This is a genomic window from Mycobacterium sp. smrl_JER01 (assembly GCF_048513595.2).
Lineage (GTDB): Bacteria > Actinomycetota > Actinomycetes > Mycobacteriales > Mycobacteriaceae > Mycobacterium.
The window spans coordinates 4,982,098-5,002,864 of sequence record NZ_JBLXXK020000001.1 but is presented as its reverse complement, the minus strand read 5'-3'; the positions used below and the strand labels follow the sequence as shown (position 1 = coordinate 5,002,864).

The following is a 20,767-nucleotide window of genomic DNA, read 5'->3' as shown; positions in this document are numbered from 1 at the left end:
GACTGACTGCAGTGGATTCCTTGCCTCCTTGCGAACTCTACGGCTATGGTTCGGGAGAACTCTGTCGGACACTTGTCCAGCAATCATGAACAGGAGGTCGGATGGCAGTCCTGGCCGATCGCGAAAGCCGCTTGCTCATCGACGGGAGCCTCGTCGCCGGGAGTGCAGGCACATTTCCCACCGTGAATCCCGCGACCGAGGAGACGCTCGGGATGGCCGCGGATGCGAGCGCCGAGGACATGAGCGCCGCGATCGGGGCGGCCCGCCGCAGCTTCGACGACACCAGTTGGGCTACCGACGTCGATCTTCGGGTGCGCTGTATCCGTCAGCTGCAGCAGGCGATGCGTGACCATGTCGACGAGCTCCGGGATCTGACCATCGCCGAGGTGGGCGCTCCACGGATGCTGACCGCGGCTGCCCAACTCGAGGGACCTGTCGAGGATCTGAGCTTCTGCGCCGACACGGCGGAGTCGTACCGGTGGACCACCGATCTCGGTATCGCGACACCGATGGGCATCAAGACGCATCGCACCGTGGCGCGCGAAGCCGTCGGCGTGGTCGGCGCGATCACCCCGTGGAACTTCCCGCATCAGATCAACCTCGCCAAGATCGGCCCGGCGCTGGCTGCCGGAAACACCTTGGTGCTCAAGCCCGCCCCCGACACCCCGTGGGCCGCGGCGGTGCTCGGCGAGTTGATCGTCGAGCACACCGACTTCCCGGCCGGCGTGATCAACATCGTGACTTCCAGCGACCACGCCGTGGGTGCGATGCTGTCGCGGGACCCACGGGTGGACATGGTGTCCTTCACGGGTTCGACAAACACCGGACGTGCGGTGATGGTTGACGGCGCCGCCACGCTCAAGAAGGTTTTCCTGGAACTCGGCGGGAAGTCGGCGTTTCTGGTCCTCGACGACGCGGACCTCGCGGGCGCCTGCTCGATGGCAGCGTTCACCGCGTCGATGCACGCCGGGCAGGGCTGCGCGATCACCACCCGCCTGGTGGTTCCCCGCAACCACTACGACGAGGCGGTCGCGGCGGCTGCAGCGACGATGGGCGGTCTGAAGCCCGGTGATCCCGACAACCCCGGCACCATCTGCGGACCGGTGATCTCGGCGCGCCAGCGCGACCGGATCCAGGGATACCTGGACAGCGCGATCGAGGAGGGCGGCACATTCGCCTGTGGCGGCGGGCGGCCCGCGGACCGCGACCGCGGATTCTTCATCGAGCCGACGGTCATCGCCGGTCTGGACAACAAGGCCAAGGTCGCGCGCGAGGAGATCTTCGGACCGGTGTTGACCGTCATCGCCCACGACGGCGACGACGATGCGGTACGGATCGCCAACGACTCCCCGTACGGCTTGTCGGGGACAGTCTTTTCCGCCGACCCGGAGCGGGCGGCGGGTATCGCCGCCCGGATGCGGGTGGGAACGGTCAACGTCAACGGTGGCGTCTGGTACTCCGCGGACATGCCGTTCGGCGGCTACAAGCAGTCGGGAATCGGTCGGGAGATGGGGCTCGCGGGGTTCGAGGAGTACCTGGAGATCAAGGCGATCGCTACTGCGGTGTGACACCCAGGCATCGCGTTGTGACACAAAGACATCGAGTTGAGGAGACACGAGTGGGTTTGTACGGCGATCAGTTCAGGGAGAAGGTGGCCATTGTCACCGGCGCCGGAGGCGGTATCGGGCAGGCGTACGCCGAGGCGCTCGCGAGGGAGGGTGCGGCCGTCGTCGTCGCCGACATCAACACCGAGGGCGCCCAGAAGGTCGCCGACGGGATCAGGGGCGAGGGCGGTGACGCGCTGGCTGTCCGCGTCGACGTCTCCGATCCGGAATCGGCGAAGGACATGTCTGCCCAGGCACTGTCGGAGTTCGGCGGTATCGACTACTTGGTCAACAATGCCGCGATCTTCGGCGGTATGAAACTGGACTTCCTGATCACCGTCGACTGGGACTACTACAAGAAATTCATGAGTGTGAACCTCGACGGCGCTCTGGTGTGCACCCGCGCGGTCTATCGCAAGATGGCAAAGCGCGGCGGTGGTGCCATCGTCAACCAGTCCTCGACGGCGGCTTGGCTGTATTCGAATTTCTACGGGCTGGCCAAGGTCGGGATCAACGGTCTGACCCAGCAGTTGGCCACCGAGCTCGGCGGCCAGAACATCCGCGTGAACGCCATCGCACCGGGGCCCATCGACACCGAGGCCAACCGGACCACCACCCCGCAGGAGATGGTCGCCGACATCGTCAAGGGAATTCCGTTGTCGCGCATGGGTCAACCCGAGGACCTGGTGGGTATGATGTTGTTCCTGTTGTCGGATCAGGCCAAGTGGATCACCGGGCAGATCTTCAACGTCGACGGCGGACAGATTATCCGCTGATGAGCGCTTGCGCGAAGAAGAGAAGATCCTGATGAGCGCTTGCGCGAAGAAGAGAAGATCCTGATGAGCGCTTGCGCGAAGAAGAGAAGATCCTGATGAGCGCTTGCGCGAAGAAGAGAAGATCCTGATGAGCGCTTGCGCGAAGAAGAGAAGATCCTGATGGCAGAGGACGTGCTGCTCGGCTACATCGGCCTGGGGAACCAGGGTGCCCCGATGGCCAAGCGGTTGGTGGACTGGCCCGGTGGGTTGATCGTGTTCGACGTCCGCGCCGAGGCGATGACTCCGCTGGCAGAGCTGGGCGCCGGCCTGGCCGACAGCATCGCTGATGTCGCCCGCGCCGACGTCATCAGCGTCACCGTGCTCGACGACGCGCAGGTTCGCGACGTCGTCGGCGAGCTGGCTGCGCACGCCACGCCGGGCACTGTCATCGCGATCCACTCCACGATCGAGCCCGATACCGCAGCGGAGCTGGCGGAACAGTTGCGGCCGAGGGGGCTTCACATCGTCGACGCACCGGTCAGCGGTGGCGCGGGTGCAGCCGGCAAAGGGGAGCTTGCCGTGATGGTCGGTGCCGACGAGCACGCCTACGCCCGGGTCAAACCGGTCTTCAAGCAGTGGGCGTCGATGGTGGTCCGGGCGGGTGAGCCGGGGGCGGGAACCCGGATGAAGCTGGCCCGCAACATGCTGACCTTCATCGGCTTCACCGCCGCCTGCGAGGCGATGCGCCTGGCCGAGGCTTCGGGCATCGACCTGCAGAAGCTGGGGCGGGTGGTGCGTCACAGCGACGCGCAGAGCGGCGGACCCGGGGCGATCATGGTGCGTGACGACATGAAACCCCTGGCGCCCGAACATTTTCTGTACGACATGTTCGTCCACACCCGTGCGCTCGCGGAGAAGGATCTGCGGCTCGCGCTCGGTCTGGGCGAAGCCACCGGGGTGGACTTGCCGCTGGCCGAGATAGCTCTGCGTGACCTGGCCGGTGGGCTCGGTGTGCCTCACGCGAACTCGACGACACAGGAGCAGACCGATGAGCACTGACGAGCGGCGCCGCAAGGGCCTGGAGAAGATGAACGAGGTCTATGGCTGGGAGATGCCCGACATCCAGGGCGATCCCTTCTACGACCTGACCGTCGAGCACCTGTTCGGCACCATCTGGACCCGCCCCGGGCTGTCGATGCGGGAGAAGCGGATGATGACCCTCACCGTGGTGACCGCACTGGGAAATTCCGAGCTGGCCGAGATCCAGACGAACGCGGCGCTGGCCAACGACGAGTTGACGGTCGAAGAGCTCAAGGAGATGGCGGTCTTTCTGACCCACTACCTCGGATTCCCGTTGGGCTCCAAGCTCGACGGAGTCGTCGCCAAGGTGGCCAAACAGCGTAGGAAGGCCGCCGAGCGGGGTGAGGGTGAGGACAAGAAGGCGAACGTGAACGCGGCCGTGCAGATGCACTCCGGAGGCAAGGTCCATGATCAGCGTGATGAGTAGGTATGCCGCGTGCTCGCGTGCGGAGTTGGCCGTCCTGGTCCCGGAGTTGCTCCTCATCGGCCAACTCATCGACCGATCGGGAATGGCGTGGTGTATCAGCAGCTTCGGCCGTGAGGAGATGTTGCAGATCGCGATCGAAGAGTGGGCGGGATCGAGCCCGCTCTACACGAAGCGGATGCAGAAGGCGCTCAAATACGAGGGCGTCGACGTCATCACGATTTTCAAAGGCCTGCAGCTCGACATCGGTGCGCCGCCGCAGTTCATGGATTTCCGGTATACCGTCCACGACCGCTGGCACGGCGAGTTTCATCTCGACCACTGCGGTGCGCTGCTCGACGTGGAACCGATGGGTGAGGATTACGTGCGCGGCATGTGCCACGACATCGAGGATCCGACGTTCGACGCGACCGCCCTGGCCACCAACCGGCGCTGCCAGGTTCGACCGATTCACCGACCGCCGCGGACACCGTCCGACCGGCACCCGCACTGTGCGTGGACGGTGATCATCGACGAGTCCTACCCCGAGGTGGCTTTCATCCCGCAACTCGACATCGTCGCCGCCAGCCACGCCTACAACACCGAACTGAGCCCGATCGATCCGGACGACACGGGGCGGGCCGACTATTCGGGGCCGCTATTGTCCGACGTCGACTTCGGCGCGTTCTCGCATTCGGCGCTGGTCCGTATCGCCGACGAGATATGTCTGCAGATGCACCTTCTCGTGCTGTCGTTCACCTTGGCGGTGCAAGCCAGGGCCAAGGATGACCCGGCGTTGGCCCGCAGCATCCGGACCAAACAGCTGATCGGTATCGCCGGTGTCGCAGCAGAGCGTATTCACAAGGCGCTCAACCTGTCCAAGGATGTCACGGGTGCGCTGCGGGTGCTCGAGCTGCACCCGTTGTTGAATCCAGCGGCGTATGTCCGGGCCGATGTCGATCCTGGGTTCGTGCATGTGCGCCCGTCGCCGGCGCACGAAGACGGTTCGTGGATCTCGCTGGTCACCCCTGCCGCCGACCTGCCGCTGCAGGCCATCGTCGGCGCGGTGGACCCGCGCCTGCGGGCCGAACTGTCGGGAACCGAGAATGACTGGACGGTGCGGGTGATCGAGACCGACACCCCGGCCAAGAAGTTGCCCGAGGTCGAGGTGACCGAGTTCAGCCGCGGAGCATCGTGGGAGTTCGAAGACCGGAAATCGTTGCCGCTGACCGTTGTCTAGCCGGGTGGTCAGCGCGGCAGAATGGCGTTGCCGACCCACCGGCGTAGGTAGGCACGCAGCTCCGCGCTCGGGCGTGGGGGTCTTCCGGGATCGAGGACAAACGACTGGATGACGCGCAGCAGATGTTCCGAGAGCTGGTTCAGTTCGGTCTCGTCGAAGCCCGCGGCGGCCCAGTCGACGTCGAGCCGGCCCACCATGTCACGCGCGAACCGCAGTGCGATGTCGGAGGTGACCGACTGCACATGCGCAGACCCGCCGGGCACCATGATCAGGCCGATGTACTTCTCCCGGGGCAGCCACTCCAGCGCGGTCGCCACGGCTTCGGTGACCGCGTCGCACGGATCGGTAAGGCCGGCGACATGCGCGGTCAGCCGTGCGAGGAAGCTGTCGACGGCATGCACGGCGCCGGCCACCAGCAGTGCTTCCGTGCTGGAGAAGTACCGGTACACGGTTTGACGGGTGACGCCGACGGTTCGCGCCACGTCGGAGATGCTGAAATCGGCACCGCGTTCCTCGATGGCCTTGCCCGCGGCGTCGAGAATTCGGGCGACCGCCTCTTCGTCGGAGGCCGGTTTGGCCCCGGACCAACCGTGGGTGCGCACGAACGCACTTTAGGCCACCGCCCGAAGCGCCGGTTGAGACTGCGCCCACGGCGGGCGTCACTCGAACTTCTCCGCCGTGGGCGCAGCCTCAACGCAGACCGCGAGGCTAACGGTAGGCGACTGGGAGGTCCTTCACGCCGTTGATCCACCCGGAGCGCAATCGCTGTGGCTCGGCCACCTTCGCGATGTCGGGGATCTGGTCGGCAAGCTCGTTGAACATCAGCTTGATCTCCATGCGTGCCAGGTTGGCCCCGATGCAGAAGTGGGCGCCGTTGCCGCCGAAGGCCAGGTGCGGGTTGGGATCTCGAAGGATGTCGAAGCTGAAGGGGTCCTCGAACACCGCCTCGTCGAAGTTCGCCGAACTGTAGAACAGCCCGGCGCGCTGTCCGGCGGAGATCGTCACGCCGCCCAATTCCACGTCTTCGAGCGCGGTGCGCTGGAAGCAGTGCACCGGGGTGGCCCATCGGATGATCTCGTCGACAGCGGTCTCTGGTCGTTCGCGTTTGAACAGCTCCCACTGCTCTGGATTGTCGAAGAACGCGTTCATGCCGTGTGTCATCGCGTTACGGGTGGTCTCGTTGCCGGCCACCGCGAGCAGGATCACGAAGAACGCGAACTCGACCTCTCCCAGCGATTCGCCGTCGATATCGGCCTGGATGAGCCGGGTAACGATGTCGTCGGCCGGGCAGCGCCGCCGCTCCTCGGCCATGTTGTAGGCGTAACCCATCAACTCGGCGTTGGCCGTCGTCGGATCCGAGTCGAAGTCGGGATCGTCGGTGTTCATGATCGCGTTCGTCCAATGGAACAGCCTCTCGCGGTCGGCTTCGGGAACCCCGATGAGATCGGCGATGGCCAGCAGCGGCAGCGTCATCGCGATGTCGTCGACGAAGTTCCCGCCGTCCTTGTGCGCGGCGGCGCGGACGATCTCACGGGCCGCGTCAGCCAGCTTGCTCTCCATCCCTGCGATCGCGCGCGGGGTGAACAATCGGGAGACGATCTTGCGCAGGCGGGTGTGCTCGGGGGCGTCGTGGTTGATCAACAAGGCCTTGGTCAGGTCGAGTTGCTCGGCGGTGACGCCCTCGGGTAACCGCATCACCGCGCCTTTGGCGTTCGTCGACCACTGCGCGCTGTTGCGGGAGATGGCCTTGACGTCCTCGTGGCGGGAGATCACCCAGTAGCCCCCGTCGTCGAAGATCGACTCGGCCTGCTCGTTCCACCACACCGGCGCGGTCTTGCGCAGTTCGGCGAACTCCGTCACAGGGATGCCTTTGACCAGCACGTCAGGGTCGGTGAAGTCGTATCCCTGGGGGAGTAGCGGGCAGCGCTGGGTCGAGGTCATGGCATTCGCCTTCCTGATGTGACGGGCGGCACTTTTTCCCGACCATACACCGAATTGGGACTGTGTATGGCCAATGGGATGGGGCGCAGCGCGCAGATGGCATTAGGGTGGGCACCTGTGCACGTCCTGGTAATCGGATCCGGAGCCCGTGAACACGCGCTGCTGCTCGCGCTGCGCCGAGACCCTGAGGTCGACGCGCTGTCGGTGGCGCCCGGCAACGCGGGGACCGCGGCGCTGGCAGATCAGTACGACGTCGATGTGACGTCGGGAGAGGCCGTCACCGCGCTGGCCCGCCGCCTCGGTGCGGATCTCGTCGTCATCGGCCCCGAGGTACCCCTGGTGCTGGGTGTCGCCGACGCCGTCCGCGCCGCCGGCATCGCCTGTTTCGGACCGAGCAAGGATGCGGCGCGCATCGAGGGTTCCAAGGCGTTCGCCAAAGACGTGATGAGCGCGGCCGGGGTGCGGACCGCGGGCAGTGAGATCGTCGACAACCCGGCTCACCTCGACGCAGCGCTGGACCGCTTCGGGCCGCCCGCAGGCCAGTCCGCCTGGGTGGTCAAGGACGACGGCCTGGCCGCGGGTAAGGGCGTGGTCGTCACGACCGACCGCTCAGCTGCCCGCGCGCACGCGGCCGGCCTGCTCGACGCCGGGCATCCCGTGCTGCTGGAGTCGTTCCTCGACGGGCCCGAAGTGTCGCTGTTCTGCGTCGTGGACGGCGAGACCGTGGTGCCACTGCTTCCGGCCCAGGATTTCAAGCGGGTGGGCGACGACGACAGCGGGCCCAACACCGGCGGTATGGGTGCCTACACACCTCTGCCGTGGTTGCCCGCGGAGACGACCGGTCAGATCGTCGACGAGATCGTCAAACCCGTTGCGGTCGAACTTGTCCGGCGCGGGAGCACGTTCTCAGGGTTGCTCTATGCGGGGCTTGCGATGACCTCCCGGGGTCCTGCGGTGGTGGAGTTCAACTGCCGCTTCGGTGACCCGGAAACCCAGGCCGTGCTCGCGCTGCTGGAATCGCCGCTGGGTCAACTGCTCCACGCTGCCGCGACCGGTCGACTGGCCCATCGGCCGCCGCTGCAATGGCAGGACGGCGCTGCCGTCGCAGTGGTGCTGGCGGCGGAGAACTATCCGGGCCGTCCCCGCGTGGGTGATGTGATCCACGGTGCGGACGCCGACGGAGTCCTGCACGCCGGGACCGCGCGTCGTGAGGACGGCAGCCTGGTGTCCTCGGGTGGCCGGGTGCTCTCGGTCGTGGGTACCGGTACCGATCTGGTGGCCGCCCGAGCCGCCGCCTACGCGACCATGACGGCGATCCGGTTGCCCGGCAGCCACTTCCGGCACGATATCGGGCTGGCGGCCGCGGAGGGCCGGATCTCGCTCTAGGGCGGCGAACCCCGACCCCGAGCGATCACGCAGTCAGCAGCGGTGCCGTCCAGCTCAGCTCCGCGGTCAGCTGCGATGACCAGAACGCCGAATTGTGTCCGCCGGGGGAGAAGCCGCCCGCCGGCGGCGCCGGAAGTTGGGCGATGAACTGCTCGGTGGCCGCCGCGAACGGGTCGTCGTAGCCGCAGTCGATGCGGAGGGGTATCCCGTCGAGTTCCGACAAGCCCCACACGCTGTTGGCCTGGTAATCGGCGGCGTCGTCGAACGCCCCCGGGGCTGCGGCGCCCGGTGAGGTCCACAGCGCGGGGCTGACCGCGCAGATCGCGGCGGTGCGGGCAGCGCCGAGCCGGGAGCCCAGCAGCATCGCGCCGTACCCGCCCATGGACCACCCGAGGAAGGCCACCCGCGAGGTGTCCAGCCCCTCGTCGCCCAACAGTGGCAGGAACTCCCCGAGCACCATCGCTGCCGAGTCATCCCCCGAGGCGCGCCGGTGCCAGTAGCCGTTGCCGCCGTCGACCGCGGCGATCGCGAACGGCGGCAGGCCGGCCCGCACCGCGTCGGCCAAAAACTGCTCGACGCCCATCGACATCACGGTGTGGGCCGAAGAATCCTTGCCGTGCAACAGGATCACCGGCCGCAGCGGTGCCGTCTGGCCCGGGGGACGGGCCACCACCCAAGTGCTGGTGACCCCACCGCGGGCCGCTGAGACGAACGAACCGGTGGCGTAGGTCGGCGCCGGAGGCGCCGCCGCGGCCGTTGCGACGCCGAGCATCGAGGCCCCGGCGGCGGCCAGGCCGGTGTGCAGCCCCAGTGTCAGCATGGCCCGGCGGGAGAGGGTCGGCATGCGCGTTATCATGCCATCGGCGCCATGCCCGCCCGGCTTCGCCCGACAGTCCCGGTAAAGCTGGGGATTCGCCGAAAGTCCGATGCCGATTGCCTGTGACTGGCAGGATCCTCTAGGTGACGGCAGCAGTCACTCCCAAAGGAGAACGTCGACGGTATGCGCTGGTCAGCGCTGCTGCCGACCTGCTCTGTGAAGGTGGCTTCGACGCTGTGCGGCATCGTGCCGTCGCGCGCCGAGCCGGGCTGCCGCTGGCGTCGACGACGTACTACTTTTCTTCGCTGGACGATCTGATCGCCAAAGCCGTCGAGTACGTGGGCGCACGCGAGAGCGAGCAGTTGTGGCATCGGGTGGCGACCTTGTCGCGACGTCGCCGGGGCGCCGAATCGACGGCCGACATTCTGGTGGACCTGCTCGTCGGAGATAACCCCGAGCGCGTCACCGAGCAGATGATCTCGCGGTACGAGCGCTACATCGCCTGCGCGCGACAGCCCGGTCTTCGCGACATCCAGCGGCGCATCCTGCGGCAGCGCAGCGAAGCGGTCGTCGAGGTGGTCGAACGGTCGGGCCGTTCAGTACGCGCCGAATTGGTCACGGCGCTGGTGTGCGCGGTGGACGGCGCGGTGGTCGCGGCGTTGGTCGGTGACGGTGACGGGCCTCGCGCGACGGCGAGGGCGACACTGATCGATGTCATCGACGTGCTGGCGCCGTTCAATTAGCGTTTGCTTTTCCCCGAAGATGGTCAATCCGGGCGGTGGCGCGGATTACCACGTTGACACTGCATTATTCGGCGCGCTGGATGATGATGGATGACTCGACCGGATCGGTGGGGAGGGCGTGATGTCGGAATCGGGGGCCAATTCGGGCACTTCGGAGCAACAACCGGAACTCAGGCGGGTGATGGGGCCGGGCCTGCTGCTGCTGTTCGTCGTCGGGGACATCCTCGGCACCGGTGTCTACGCACTGGTCGGTGACGTCGCAGGCGAGGTCGGTGGGGCGGCCTGGTTGCCGTTCCTCGTCGCCTTCGCGGTCGCGACGATCACCGCGTTCAGTTACCTGGAGCTGGTCACCAAGTACCCGCAGGCCGCCGGCGCCGCGTTGTACGCGCACAAGGCTTTCGGAATCCACTTCATCACCTTCCTGGTGGCTTTCATCGTGATGTGCTCCGGGATCACCTCGGCGTCAACGGCTTCCAGAGCGTTCGCGGCCAATTTCTTCACCGGGGTGGGAGTGCAGGACGCACCCAAGGCTGGGGTGCTGATCCTGGCCCTGGTCTTCATGGCGGCGCTGGCGGCGATCAATTACCGCGGCGTCGGCGAAAGCGTCAAACTCAACGTCGTCCTGACCATCGTCGAGATCACCGGCCTGCTCATCGTCATCCTCGTCGGCCTGTGGGCGTTCACCGGGGGTGGTGACGTCGACTTCAGCCGGGTGGTGGCGTTCGAGACCGCCGAGGACAAGAACACCTTCCTGGCGATCACCGCCGCGACCTCGTTGGCGTTCTTCGCGATGGTCGGTTTCGAAGACTCGGTGAACATGGCCGAGGAGACCAAGGATCCCGTCAGGACCTTCCCGAAGATCCTGTTGTCGGGGTTGTCCATTGCCGGCATCGTCTACATCCTCGTTTCCATCGTCGCGGTGGCGCTGGTGCCGGTCGGTCAGCTGGAGGCCAGCGACACCCCGCTCGTCGAGGTCGTCAGGGCCGGCGCCCCGGGTCTTCCGATCGACGCCATCCTGCCGTTCATGACGATGTTCGCGGTGTCGAACACCGCGCTGATCAACATGCTGATGGCCAGTCGCCTCATCTACGGGATGGCCCGCCAGCATGTGCTCCCGCCCGTGCTCGGCACCGTCCATCCAACGCGGCGCTCACCGTGGATCGCGATCATCTTCACCACGCTGATCGCGTTCGGACTGATCGCCTACGTGTCGACCGTGGCCAGCAGCAACGCGATATCCATCCTGGGCGGGACCACCAGCCTGCTGCTGCTCACGGTGTTCGCGGTCGTCAATGTGGCCGTTCTGGTGCTGCGACGCGATGTGCAGGCCGCGGGCGGGCATTTCCGGACGCCGACCGCGCTGCCCGTCATCGGCTTCGTCGTCTCCCTCTACCTGGTGCTGCCGTTCTCCGGCCGGCCCGCCCAGCAGTACATCGTCGCCGGCGGGCTCGTCGTGATCGGCATCGTGCTGTTCTTCATCACGCAGATGATCAACAAGCAGTTGGGAATTCGCGACGGCCACATCACCGATCCGACCCACCTGGGGGCAGGGCCGGGCTAGCCGAGCCCGTCGGCGAGACGCTGGAAGCGATTCTCCAACAAGGCAGTCCGGTGGGAATTGCCCTCCAGCATCACGTACTTCTCGCCGAACGCGGCCAGCAGGGCGTCATCGAGCCGGCGCACCGCACCGGCCGGGTAACGGTAGTCCATCGCGGTGTTGACCGCGTCGGTGTCGATACCGCCCAGCAGCGTGTCCAGGTCGTCGATCGAGTCGATGCCGAGGTCCAGCAGCAGTCCGGCGATCCACGAATAGTGGTCGGTCCGCGACCATCCGGCGTCGGGGAACCGGTTGCCGAGGTAGGTGGCCAGCACCGCGGTCGGGATCCGCGGTTCGTCGGTGGTCTCGGTGACCTCCGGCGTCGCGGTGCGCAGCCGCTCCCTGACCGCCGAGAACTCCCGGTCGGCCAACTCCAGCAGACCGGCGGCCAGGGTGAACCGGCGATCCAGATCGGGTGCGTGGGCGGCCGGTATCGAGCCCTTGTAACGGATCTCGTGCTCGAACTCCGCCCAGGCGTGCTGAAGCACGGTACGCACCTGGACCGACGCCGGTTGCTGCACACCCTCCACCCCGACCAGCAGATGCCGACTGGCGTACCCCCAGCGCCCCTCGCGCGCCGTCTCCAGTCCCATGTCACGATCGTCGAGCAGCCGCATCTCCTCGGCGAGCAGGTTGGCCACCGTCGTGACGTCCTCGCGGAGATAGGTGATGACACGCAGTCCGATCAGGTCGGTGATCTCCACCAGCGGCTCCCGGAACAGCGGCATGCCGTCCGCTCCCCGGCGGTCCGCCTTCGCCGCGAACGACTCGACGGTCTTGGTGCGCGCCGTGACGGACAGATAGTTGATACCCGCCTCGTCGAGGAGCCCGGTGACCAGCCCGAGGTAGTGGTCCGTCGCCGAGACCAGCGCCGGCCTGCGGGATTCGTACTCGGCCACAGCGGGCGAGGGAGCCGGCGACGACGAGGACGTCCGGCGCGCCCGGGGGTTCTTCTGCTTCCGGGCCGACGGCAGGGTGGGGGTGAGAATGTAGCCGGACGCGACATCGCCGTAGATCGTCACGTCCTGGGGCCGGTGGTACCAGTACAACCCGATGTAGGCGCACAGGACGGCGTCCACCGGGTCCTCGTCGCGGTCCAGGTGGCTGGGCTTGGTGGCGGCCTCCACCCGCTTGCGCAGTTCCACCCACCCGGCGCTGCGGTTCACGCGTAGCCGTGGGGTGGCATCGTCGAGGCCCTCGATGAGCGTCATCAGTCGGAGCAACTCACGCTGCCGGTCCTCGAACGGCCCCCGCTTGTACTTCACGGTCTTCTCGAGTTCGAACAGCACGACCGTCGCCGGGTGCGGGTACACCTCGATCGCCCGCCGCGGGGACGCCGAGGACGGATCCATGTCGAGTCCGAGCCGTGCCGCGATCCGGCCGGCCCGAGGCTGCTTAAACTCGGGGCGGTCGGTGAACGCCGGCCGGGCGCCCGCCTCGAAACGCTGGAAATCACGGTTGAACTGCGCCTCGGCCGGCCGATGTCCGGTCGGGTTCTTCACGATCAGCGGGGCGTCGATCGCGACCAGACACTCGTCGCCGACGAACGGGGCGACCGCCGCGGCGATGCTGTCATCGTCGTGCGCCGCCCCGATGTGAAGTAGCCGGCCGTCGGTGTCGACCACCGCGACACCGGTCTGGTTCTTCTCACCCCAGGCGAGGTCGAGCCCGACGAAATTCATGGCCCCTACTGTGCCTAATAAACTGTTCGCCCGTGAGTATCCCCAACGTCCTGGCCCACCGCTACGCCAGCGAGGAGATGGTGGCCATCTGGTCACCGGAAGCGAAGATCGTCGAGGAACGGCGATTGTGGCTGGCGGTGCTGAAAGCCCAGGCGGAACTCGGTGTGACCGTGCCCGACGGGGTGCTTGCCGACTACGAGCGGGTGCTGGAGAACGTGGATCTGGCCTCGATCGCCGCGCGGGAGCGGGTGCTGCGCCACGATGTGAAGGCCCGCATCGAGGAGTTCAACGCGCTGGCCGGGCACGAACATGTGCACAAGGGCATGACCAGCCGGGATCTCACCGAGAACGTCGAGCAGCTGCAGATCCGCCGATCGCTGGAGCTGGTGCACGCGCGCGGGGTTGCCGTCGTCGCGCGGCTGGCCGAACGGGCGGCGCTCTACCGCGACCTGGTGATGGCCGGCCGCAGCCACAACGTCGCCGCCCAGGCCACCACCCTGGGCAAGCGGTTCGCCTCGGCGGCCGAAGAGCTGCTGGTGGCGCTGCAGCGGGTCCGTGAACTCATCGACCGCTACCCCCTGCGGGGTATCAAGGGCCCGATGGGGACCTCCCAGGACATGCTCGACCTGTTCGACGGGAACACCGAGCGGCTCGCCGAGCTGGAGACCCGAGTCGCGGCCTATCTGGGATTCGCCGACATGTTCACCAGCGTCGGCCAGGTGTATCCCCGTTCGCTCGACCACGACGTGGTCTCCGCGTTGGTGCAGGTGGGCGCCGGACCGTCGTCGTTGGCGCACACCATCCGGTTGATGGCCGGCCACGAGCTGGTCACCGAGGGCTTCGCACCGGGGCAGGTCGGTTCGTCGGCGATGCCGCACAAGATGAACACCCGCTCGTGCGAGCGGGTCAACGGCCTGCAGGTGGTGCTGCGCGGCTACGCCTCGATGGCGGCCGAGCTCGCCGGTGCCCAGTGGAACGAAGGTGACGTGTTCTGCTCGGTGGTGCGCCGCGTGGCGCTGCCGGACGCGTTCTTCGCGCTCGACGGGCAGACCGAGACATTCCTGACCGTCCTCGACGAGTTCGGCGCCTACCCCGCGGTGATCCAGCGTGAACTCGATCGCTATCTGCCGTTCCTGGCCACCACCAGGATTCTCATCGCCGCCGTGCGCGCCGGCGTCGGACGCGAGACCGCCCACGAGGTCATCAAGGAGCATGCCGTCGCCGTGGCGCTGGCGATGCGGGAGAAGGGCGCCGAACCCAACCTGCTGGAACGGCTGGCCGCCGACCCGCGGCTGCCGCTGGACCGCGCCGCCCTGGACTCGGCGCTGGCCGACAAGCAGGCCTTCACCGGCGCGGCAGGGGACCAGGTCGACCGCGTCGTCGCCGCCGTCGAGGATCTGGTCGCGCGGTACCCCGACGCCGCCGCCTACACCTCCGGCGCGATCCTGTGATGCGGCCGGCCGGTCCGGCGGCAGCGTTGTCCGGAGTCGATCTGACCGATCTGGACAATTTCGCGTCCGGCTTCCCGCACCACCTCTTCGCGTTGCACCGCGAGCACGCGCCGGTGTTCTGGCATGAACCCACCGAGAACACCCCCGACGGGGAAGGGTTCTGGTCGGTCGCGACCTACGCCGAGACCATGGCGGTGTTCCGCGATCCGGAGACCTATTCGTCGGTGACAGGCGGTGAGCGTCCTTTCGGTGGCACCCTGCTACAGGACCTGCCGATTGCGGGTCAGCTGCTCAACATGATGGACGATCCACGGCATGCCGCGGTGCGCCGGCTGGTCAGCTCCGGTCTGACGCCGCGGATGATCCGCCGTGTCGAGGAGGATCTACGGGAGCGGGCCGGACGTCTGCTGGACGCGGTCGAGGCCGGGGTGCCGTGTGACTTCCTCACCGATATCGCCGCCGAAGTGCCGATGCAGATGATCTGCATCCTACTGGGAGTGCCTGAGTCCGAACGGCATTGGCTGTTCCAGGCGATCGAGCCGAGCTTCGACTTCGGCGGGGCGCGCAAGGCGTCCATCGCTCGGCTGTCGGTCGAGGAGGCCGGCTCGCGGATGTACGGCTACGGCCAGGAGCTCATTGCGGCCAAGCGCGCCGCTCCGGGCGACGACATGCTCTCGGTGGTTGTGAACTCCGCGGACCCGGAACTCTCCGACGTCGAGAGCTACCTTTTCTTCAACCTGCTGTTCAGCGCCGGCGCGGAAACCACCCGCAACGCCATTGCCGGCGGTCTGCTCGCACTGATCGAGCGCCCCGATGTGTACCGGGCGCTGCGCGCGGATCCCCAGCTGTTGCCGACGGCCATCGAGGAGATGGTGCGCTGGACGTCGCCGTCACCGTCGAAACGGCGCACCGCCACCCGGCGCGCCGATCTGGGCGGACACACCATCGAGCCCGGTCAGAAGGTCCTGGTGTGGGAGGGCTCGGCCAACCGCGACGACTCGGTGTTCGCGAACCCGGACAGCTTCGACATCACTCGTAAACCCAACCCACACTTGGGTTTCGGACAGGGCGTGCACTACTGCCTGGGAGCCAACCTGGCTCGGTTGGAGCTGCGGGTGATCTTCGAGGAGATCTTGCGTCGCTACCGTGGCGTCGAGCTCGCCCGACCGGTGGAGTGGGCCCGCAGCAATCGGCACACCGGCATCAGGCACCTGGTGGTCGAGCTGAACGCCGCAGCCTAAGCTCGAGCCACATGGACTCCGGACATCCAGACTTCAGGGCATCCGATGCCGATCGCGCGGCGGTGACGAAGATTCTCGAGCACGCGGTCGGGCAGGGCATGCTGACGCTGGACGAGTACACCGAGCGAGTGGACGTCGTGCTGGGAGCCCGAACCCGCGGCGAACTCGACACCGTGATCGCCGATCTGCCCCACGTCCGCCGGCTGCCCGCGCCTGCGCCGCCCGAGGTGCTGAGTAGCTGGATGTCCAGCATCTCGCGTAAAGGTCAGTGGACGGTCCCAGCCCGGCTGCAGTTGCGCACCCGAATGTGTTCCACGACGCTGGATTTCACCTCGGCAGTGCTGCCGGGTCCGGTGGTGCACATCGATATCGACGACTACCTCAGCTCGACCGTTCTGGTGTTGCCCGATGGCGCGACCGCGGATCTCAACGGTGTGACCAACGTCGGGTCGTCGACGACGCTGAAGGTGACGACGAGTCCCGCGTCGCGGCAACTGCACGTCGTCGTCGCGGGCCGGGTGCGCTTCGGGTCGGTGACCGCCCGGCACCCGTTCGGGACGGGCCTGCGGCGGATGTTCGGCTGAGCGGACCGGGAGAACCCATGGGCTCGAAGAGGCGTGACAATCGGCCGCCGAGCACCGGAGGCTGCGAGAAAGAAGTGCTGGTCGGGTTTCTCGAGTACCTACGGCACTGCGTACAGCTCAAGCTCGAGGGTGCCCCCGAACCGGACGTGCGAACGCCCGGCGTGCCGTCGGGAACCAACTGCCTGGGCTTGGTCAACCACCTCGCCCACGTCGAGCGTTTCATGTTCCTCGGGCAGGACGCAGACTGGCCGGCCACCTTCACGGCGACCGCCGATCAGACGGTCGCCTCGGTGAGCGCCGACTACCGCGACGCCGTGGCCAGAGCGAACGAGGCGATCGCCGCGTGTGTGGACCTGGCCCAGCCGTGCGCGCGTCCGGCCCGGGCGGGCGACCCGCCCTCCATGCGCTGGGCACTGACGCACATGATCGAGGAAACCGCGCGGCACGCCGGCCACCTCGACATCCTGCGCGAGCAGATCGACGGAGCAGCTGGCCGCTGAGCCGCCACGGGTCACTGCGCCCGCGTGATCGCCTTCGCCCGGATACCCGCGGAGCGCAGTTCGAGAGCCGCCAGTCCGCGGATTGCAACCGGATCCTGATTGCGCCAGGCCCCGACCGGGTCGGTGCTGATCGCGGCGAGCTTGGGCAGCGGGCGGTTGGCCAGCGCCCGCAGGGCCAGCAGTTGCTCGCCGGCCGCCGTGGAGGCGAGCGTCACCACCGTCCACTTGCGGCGGAAGAAACGTACCCGCAAGAACAGCCACGGCATCATCAACGCCAGGATCGGTGGGGCGGCGACAGCCAGCGCGAGCAGCCACGCCAGCCAGCTCGCCGTCACACCCAGGTTCTGTCCCGCCCCGGCGATCTCGCGCGCGGCGTCCCCGGCGGCGGTCAACGGGCCGCCGAGCGCTCCACCGATCAGCGGGACGTCACTGGCACTCTGTCCGGCCGAATCGAGGTTTCCCGCCACCCCGTTGGCCCCGCTCTCCACCTGATAGCCGAATTCGGCGATCGTCGCCACCGCCGAATGCACCGCGACACCCACCCACACCCAGACGACGGTCCAGGTGATCACCACGATGTCGCTGATCAGCTGCCATAACAGCCGCCCGGGAGTCGTGGCGTACGGGATCCACCGAGATCTCATGTGATCGATCACAGCACACGGGCGGTCTCTGGCGGCCCGATAGGCTGACCCGATGCGTCCCGCTCTGTCCGACTACCAGCACCTGGCCAGCGGTAAGGTCCGTGAGCTCTACCGCGTCGACGACGGGCACCTGTTGTTCGTCGCGACGGATCGCATTTCGGCCTACGACCACATCCTGGAATCGCAGATCCCGGACAAGGGGCGGGTGCTCACCGCGATGAGCGTGTTCTTCTTCGACTACCTCGACCGCGTAGCCGGGGTCCGCAACCACCTCGCCGGGCCGCCCGACGATCCGCGGATTCCCGATGCGGTGCTGGGCCGGGCACTCCTGGTGCAAACCCTGGAGATGCTGCCGGTCGAGGCGGTGGCCCGGGGCTACCTCACCGGATCAGGCCTGCTCGACTATCAACGGAATGGAACGGTGTGCGGGATCGCGCTGCCCGCCGGCCTGATGGAGGCCAGCAAGTTTGACGAGCCGTTGTTCACCCCGGCTACCAAGGCCGACCTGGGCGAGCACGATGTGAACATCACCTTCGACGACGTCAGCGAACTGATCGGAGCCGAGCGCGCCGACGAACTGCGCGACCTCACCTTGCGCACCTACAGTCAGGGTGCCGCGCACGCGCTGACCAAGGGGATCATCGTCGCCGACACCAAGTTCGAATTCGGTGTCGACGCACACGGCAGGCTGACCCTCGCCGACGAGGTGTTCACCCCGGACTCGTCGCGGTATTGGCGCGCCGAGGACTACCACGAAGGCCGAGTGCAGAACAGCTTCGACAAGCAGTTCGTCCGCAACTGGCTCACCGGCCCCGATTCCGGCTGGGACCGCCACGGTGACCAACCGCCGCCGCCGTTGCCGCCGGACATCGTCGATGCTACCCGGCAACGTTACATCGAAGCCTACGAACGTATTTCGGGTCTAGGCTTCGACGACTGGATCGGAGCAGCAGCATGAAGCCCGACGCCGCCGCCGGACCACGGCCTCCCGTTGCTCAGCGGGTCGACATGCGACGCGAACACCACGGCGACATCTTCGTCGACCCCTACGAGTGGCTGCGCGACAAGTCCAGCACCGACGTCGTCGACTACCTCGAGGCCGAGAACGCCTACACCGAGCACGTCACCGGGGGGCTGGCGCCGTTGCGGCAGCAGATCTTCGACGAGATCAAGGCCCGCACCAAGGAAACCGACCTGTCGGTGCCCACCCGCCGCGGTGACTGGTGGTATTACGGCCGCAGCTTCCAGGGCAAGCAGTACGGCGTGCAGTGCCGCTGCCCTGTCGCCGATCCCGACGATTGGACGCCACCGCAGCTCGACGAGAACACCGACATCCCGGGCGAGCAGGTGCTCCTCGACGAGAACGTCGAAGCCGAAGGGCACGAGTTCTTCTCGCTGGGCGCCGCCACGGTCAGCGTTGACGGCAACGTCCTGGCCTACTCGGTCGACGTCAGGGGTGACGAGCGGTACACGCTGCGGTTCAAGGATCTACGAACCGGCGAGCGCTTCGACGACGAGATCGCCGGCATCGGGGCGGGTGCCACCTGGGCCGCCGACAACCGCACCGTCTACTACGTCACCGTCGATGACGCGTGGCGCCCGGACACGGTATGGCGCCACCGGCTCGGCGCCGGCCTGCCTGCCGAACGCGTCTACTACGAGCCCGACGAGCGGTTCTGGGTCGCGGTCGGCCGCACCCGCAGCAACAAGTACGTGATCATCGCGGCGGGCAGCGCCGTGACATCGGAGCTGCGGTACGCCGACGCGACAGATCCGCAGGCCGAGTTCACCACAGTGTGGCCGCGCCGCGACTCGATCGAGTACTCCGTCGACCACATCGTTGTCGGCGGCCAGGACCGGTTCCTGATCCTGCACAACGAAGGAGCGGAGAACTTCACCCTGGTCGAGGCACCGGTCACCGACCCGACGGCCGTCCGGACGCTGATCGAACACCGCGCCGACGTCCGGCTGGATTCGGTGGACGCCTTCGACCGGCACCTGGTGCTGAGCTACCGTAAGGACGCGTTGCCCCGCATCCAGCTGTGGCCGGTCGACGACACCGGATACGGCCGCGCGCAAGACATCTCGTTCGACTCCGAACTGATGTCGGTGGGTCTGTCGGCCAATCCGAACTGGAGTGCACCCAAGCTGCGGATCGGCGCCACGTCATTCGTCACCCCGGTGCGCATCTACGATCTGGACCTGAGCACCGGTGAGCGCACCCTGTTGCGCGAACAGCCTGTGCTGGGCGACTACCGTCCCGAGGACTACGTCGAACGGCGCGACTGGGCGGTGGCTTCCGACGGTGCGCGGGTGCCGATCTCGATCATCCACCGGGCTGGGCTGCGGCACCCGGCGCCGGTGCTGCTGTACGGGTACGGCGCCTACGAAGCCTGTGAGGATCCGCGGTTCTCGATCGCACGGCTGTCGCTGCTCGACCGCGGGATGATCTTCGCAGTCGCCCATGTGCGCGGCGGTGGCGAGCTCGGCCGGCCCTGGTACGAGCACGGGAAGCTGCTGGAGAAGCGCAACACCTTCACCGATTTCATCGCGGTGGCAAGTCATCTCGTCGGGACCGACGTAACCCGACCGGAGAACATGGTGGCCTACGGCGGTAGCGCCGGTGGCCTGCTGATGGGCGCGGTGGCCAATATGGCTCCCGACCTGTTCGCCGGGATCCTGGCCACGGTGCCCTTTGTCGATCCGTTGACCACGATCCTGGATCCGTCGCTGCCGCTGACCGTCACCGAATGGGACGAGTGGGGCAATCCGCTCGAGGACGCCGACGTCTACCACTACATGAAATCCTACTCGCCCTACGAGAACGTCGAGTCGAAGGATTACCCGGCCATTCTGGCGATGACTTCGCTGAACGACACCAGGGTGTATTACGTCGAGCCGGCGAAATGGGTTGCCGCACTGCGGCATGCGCAGACCGATCCGGTCCGCGATGGCGCCAGGGTTCTGCTCAAGACCGAGATGAACGCCGGACATGGCGGCATCAGCGGGCGGTATGAGCGCTGGAAGGAGACCGCGTTTCAGTACGCCTGGCTGCTGGACGCCGCCCAGGCCGACCATCGCGGCGCGTGAAGCACCGAC

The 20,767-nt window shown here is 67.1% G+C and carries 19 protein-coding genes; 14 read left to right on the top strand and 5 right to left on the bottom strand.

The features are described 5' to 3' along the window. The first annotated feature begins 101 nt into the window (after nt 1–101). From ACNUDN_RS23465 to ACNUDN_RS23445, 5 genes are all read left to right on the top strand, one after another. Nucleotides 102–1,568, top strand: coding sequence for an aldehyde dehydrogenase (locus ACNUDN_RS23465; protein ID WP_419124126.1), 1,467 nt, complete (start codon nt 102–104; stop codon nt 1,566–1,568). Between the two features lie 50 nt (nt 1,569–1,618). Beyond that, complete coding sequence (locus tag ACNUDN_RS23460) at nt 1,619–2,380, top strand: SDR family oxidoreductase (protein ID WP_419124125.1); 762 nt, start codon at nt 1,619–1,621, stop codon at nt 2,378–2,380. A gap of 159 nt (nt 2,381–2,539) precedes the next feature. Continuing rightward, nucleotides 2,540–3,418, top strand: coding sequence for an NAD(P)-dependent oxidoreductase (locus ACNUDN_RS23455; protein ID WP_419124124.1), 879 nt, complete (start codon nt 2,540–2,542; stop codon nt 3,416–3,418). Continuing rightward, nucleotides 3,408–3,866 carry a carboxymuconolactone decarboxylase family protein gene (locus ACNUDN_RS23450; protein ID WP_419124123.1) on the top strand — a complete coding sequence of 153 codons (459 nt, stop codon included), beginning with the start codon at nt 3,408–3,410 and terminating at the stop codon, nt 3,864–3,866. Before ACNUDN_RS23455 ends, ACNUDN_RS23450 begins: the two co-directional genes overlap by 11 nt. Further along, on the top strand, nt 3,856–5,082 hold the full coding sequence (locus ACNUDN_RS23445) for a hypothetical protein (RefSeq protein WP_419125278.1): 1,227 nt from the start codon (nt 3,856–3,858) through the stop codon (nt 5,080–5,082). The genes ACNUDN_RS23450 and ACNUDN_RS23445 overlap by 11 nt, the downstream gene beginning before the upstream one ends. A gap of 8 nt (nt 5,083–5,090) precedes the next feature. Here the strand turns inward: ACNUDN_RS23445 and ACNUDN_RS23440 are convergent, their stop codons facing one another. Next, nucleotides 5,091–5,684: a TetR/AcrR family transcriptional regulator gene (locus ACNUDN_RS23440; RefSeq protein ID WP_419124122.1), complete on the bottom strand. Its 594-nt coding sequence runs from the start codon at nt 5,682–5,684 to the stop codon at nt 5,091–5,093. Between the two features lie 106 nt (nt 5,685–5,790). Next, entirely contained in the window at nt 5,791–7,023 is a 1,233-nt protein-coding gene (locus tag ACNUDN_RS23435; protein ID WP_419124121.1) for a cytochrome P450, read from the bottom strand. 117 nt (nt 7,024–7,140) lie between these two features. Between ACNUDN_RS23435 and purD the strand changes: the two genes are divergently transcribed. Further along, on the top strand, nt 7,141–8,409 hold the full coding sequence (gene purD / locus ACNUDN_RS23430) for a phosphoribosylamine--glycine ligase (protein ID WP_419124120.1): 1,269 nt from the start codon (nt 7,141–7,143) through the stop codon (nt 8,407–8,409). 25 nt (nt 8,410–8,434) lie between these two features. Here the strand turns inward: purD and ACNUDN_RS23425 are convergent, their stop codons facing one another. Beyond that, nucleotides 8,435–9,265, bottom strand: coding sequence for an alpha/beta hydrolase (locus ACNUDN_RS23425; protein ID WP_419124119.1), 831 nt, complete (start codon nt 9,263–9,265; stop codon nt 8,435–8,437). A 104-nt stretch (nt 9,266–9,369) separates the two neighbouring features. Between ACNUDN_RS23425 and ACNUDN_RS23420 the strand changes: the two genes are divergently transcribed. Continuing rightward, nucleotides 9,370–9,969 (top strand): TetR/AcrR family transcriptional regulator, encoded by a 600-nt coding sequence (locus ACNUDN_RS23420; protein ID WP_419124118.1) that lies wholly within the window; start codon nt 9,370–9,372, stop codon nt 9,967–9,969. Nucleotides 9,970–10,090: 121 nt separating this feature from the next. Then, a complete protein-coding gene (locus ACNUDN_RS23415; protein ID WP_419124117.1) occupies nt 10,091–11,530 on the top strand; it encodes an APC family permease in 1,440 nt (479 codons plus the stop codon). Here the strand turns inward: ACNUDN_RS23415 and relZ are convergent. Beyond that, nucleotides 11,527–13,248, bottom strand: coding sequence for a bifunctional ribonuclease/(p)ppGpp synthase (gene relZ / locus ACNUDN_RS23410; RefSeq protein ID WP_419124116.1), 1,722 nt, complete (start codon nt 13,246–13,248; stop codon nt 11,527–11,529). The genes ACNUDN_RS23415 and relZ overlap by 4 nt on opposite strands. A 32-nt stretch (nt 13,249–13,280) precedes the next feature. Here relZ and purB point away from each other — a divergent pair, with 32 nt between their 5' ends. Genes purB through ACNUDN_RS23390 form a run of 4 tightly spaced genes read left to right on the top strand, consistent with a single transcriptional unit; the run spans nt 13,281 to nt 17,024 of the window. After that, nucleotides 13,281–14,699 (top strand): adenylosuccinate lyase, encoded by a 1,419-nt coding sequence (purB, locus tag ACNUDN_RS23405; protein WP_419124115.1) that lies wholly within the window; start codon nt 13,281–13,283, stop codon nt 14,697–14,699. Beyond that, nucleotides 14,699–15,940, top strand: a complete 1,242-nt coding sequence (locus tag ACNUDN_RS23400) for a cytochrome P450 (protein ID WP_419124114.1) — start codon at nt 14,699–14,701, stop codon at nt 15,938–15,940. The genes purB and ACNUDN_RS23400 overlap by 1 nt, the downstream gene beginning before the upstream one ends. A gap of 11 nt (nt 15,941–15,951) precedes the next feature. Next, nucleotides 15,952–16,524, top strand: coding sequence for a DUF1707 SHOCT-like domain-containing protein (locus ACNUDN_RS23395; RefSeq protein WP_419124113.1), 573 nt, complete (start codon nt 15,952–15,954; stop codon nt 16,522–16,524). A 17-nt stretch (nt 16,525–16,541) separates the two neighbouring features. Next, nucleotides 16,542–17,024 carry a DinB family protein gene (locus tag ACNUDN_RS23390; protein WP_419124112.1) on the top strand — a complete coding sequence of 161 codons (483 nt, stop codon included), beginning with the start codon at nt 16,542–16,544 and terminating at the stop codon, nt 17,022–17,024. 11 nt (nt 17,025–17,035) lie between these two features. On the opposite strand, the gene ACNUDN_RS23385 is transcribed toward ACNUDN_RS23390, so the two are convergent. Next, the gene (locus tag ACNUDN_RS23385) at nt 17,036–17,668 is read right to left on the bottom strand and encodes a hypothetical protein (protein ID WP_419124111.1); all 633 of its coding nucleotides are present in this window, start codon (nt 17,666–17,668) and stop codon (nt 17,036–17,038) included. 52 nt (nt 17,669–17,720) lie between these two features. Between ACNUDN_RS23385 and ACNUDN_RS23380 the strand changes: the two genes are divergently transcribed. Both ACNUDN_RS23380 and ACNUDN_RS23375 read left to right on the top strand, forming a co-directional pair. Continuing rightward, nucleotides 17,721–18,626 carry a phosphoribosylaminoimidazolesuccinocarboxamide synthase gene (locus ACNUDN_RS23380; protein WP_419124110.1) on the top strand — a complete coding sequence of 302 codons (906 nt, stop codon included), beginning with the start codon at nt 17,721–17,723 and terminating at the stop codon, nt 18,624–18,626. Beyond that, nucleotides 18,623–20,758, top strand: a complete 2,136-nt coding sequence (locus tag ACNUDN_RS23375) for a S9 family peptidase (RefSeq protein ID WP_419124109.1) — start codon at nt 18,623–18,625, stop codon at nt 20,756–20,758. Before ACNUDN_RS23380 ends, ACNUDN_RS23375 begins: the two co-directional genes overlap by 4 nt. Nucleotides 20,759–20,767: the final 9 nt, after the last annotated feature.

Excerpts from the sequence above, each read along its gene's own strand:
- ACNUDN_RS23465 (WP_419124126.1), top strand. The coding sequence starts at position 102 with ATGGCAGTCCTGGCCGATCGCGAAAGCCGCTTGCTCATCGACGGGAGC.
- ACNUDN_RS23455 (WP_419124124.1), top strand. The coding sequence starts at position 2,540 with ATGGCAGAGGACGTGCTGCTCGGCTACATCGGCCTGGGGAACCAGGGT.
- ACNUDN_RS23450 (WP_419124123.1), top strand. The coding sequence starts at position 3,408 with ATGAGCACTGACGAGCGGCGCCGCAAGGGCCTGGAGAAGATGAACGAG.
- ACNUDN_RS23435 (WP_419124121.1), bottom strand. The coding sequence starts at position 7,023 with ATGACCTCGACCCAGCGCTGCCCGCTACTCCCCCAGGGATACGACTTC.
- ACNUDN_RS23425 (WP_419124119.1), bottom strand. The coding sequence starts at position 9,265 with ATGATAACGCGCATGCCGACCCTCTCCCGCCGGGCCATGCTGACACTG.
- ACNUDN_RS23415 (WP_419124117.1), top strand. The coding sequence starts at position 10,091 with ATGTCGGAATCGGGGGCCAATTCGGGCACTTCGGAGCAACAACCGGAA.
- relZ (WP_419124116.1), bottom strand. The coding sequence starts at position 13,248 with ATGAATTTCGTCGGGCTCGACCTCGCCTGGGGTGAGAAGAACCAGACC.
- ACNUDN_RS23400 (WP_419124114.1), top strand. The coding sequence starts at position 14,699 with ATGCGGCCGGCCGGTCCGGCGGCAGCGTTGTCCGGAGTCGATCTGACC.
- ACNUDN_RS23395 (WP_419124113.1), top strand. The coding sequence starts at position 15,952 with ATGGACTCCGGACATCCAGACTTCAGGGCATCCGATGCCGATCGCGCG.
- ACNUDN_RS23390 (WP_419124112.1), top strand. The coding sequence starts at position 16,542 with ATGGGCTCGAAGAGGCGTGACAATCGGCCGCCGAGCACCGGAGGCTGC.
- ACNUDN_RS23385 (WP_419124111.1), bottom strand. The coding sequence starts at position 17,668 with ATGAGATCTCGGTGGATCCCGTACGCCACGACTCCCGGGCGGCTGTTA.
- ACNUDN_RS23380 (WP_419124110.1), top strand. The coding sequence starts at position 17,721 with ATGCGTCCCGCTCTGTCCGACTACCAGCACCTGGCCAGCGGTAAGGTC.
- ACNUDN_RS23375 (WP_419124109.1), top strand. The coding sequence starts at position 18,623 with ATGAAGCCCGACGCCGCCGCCGGACCACGGCCTCCCGTTGCTCAGCGG.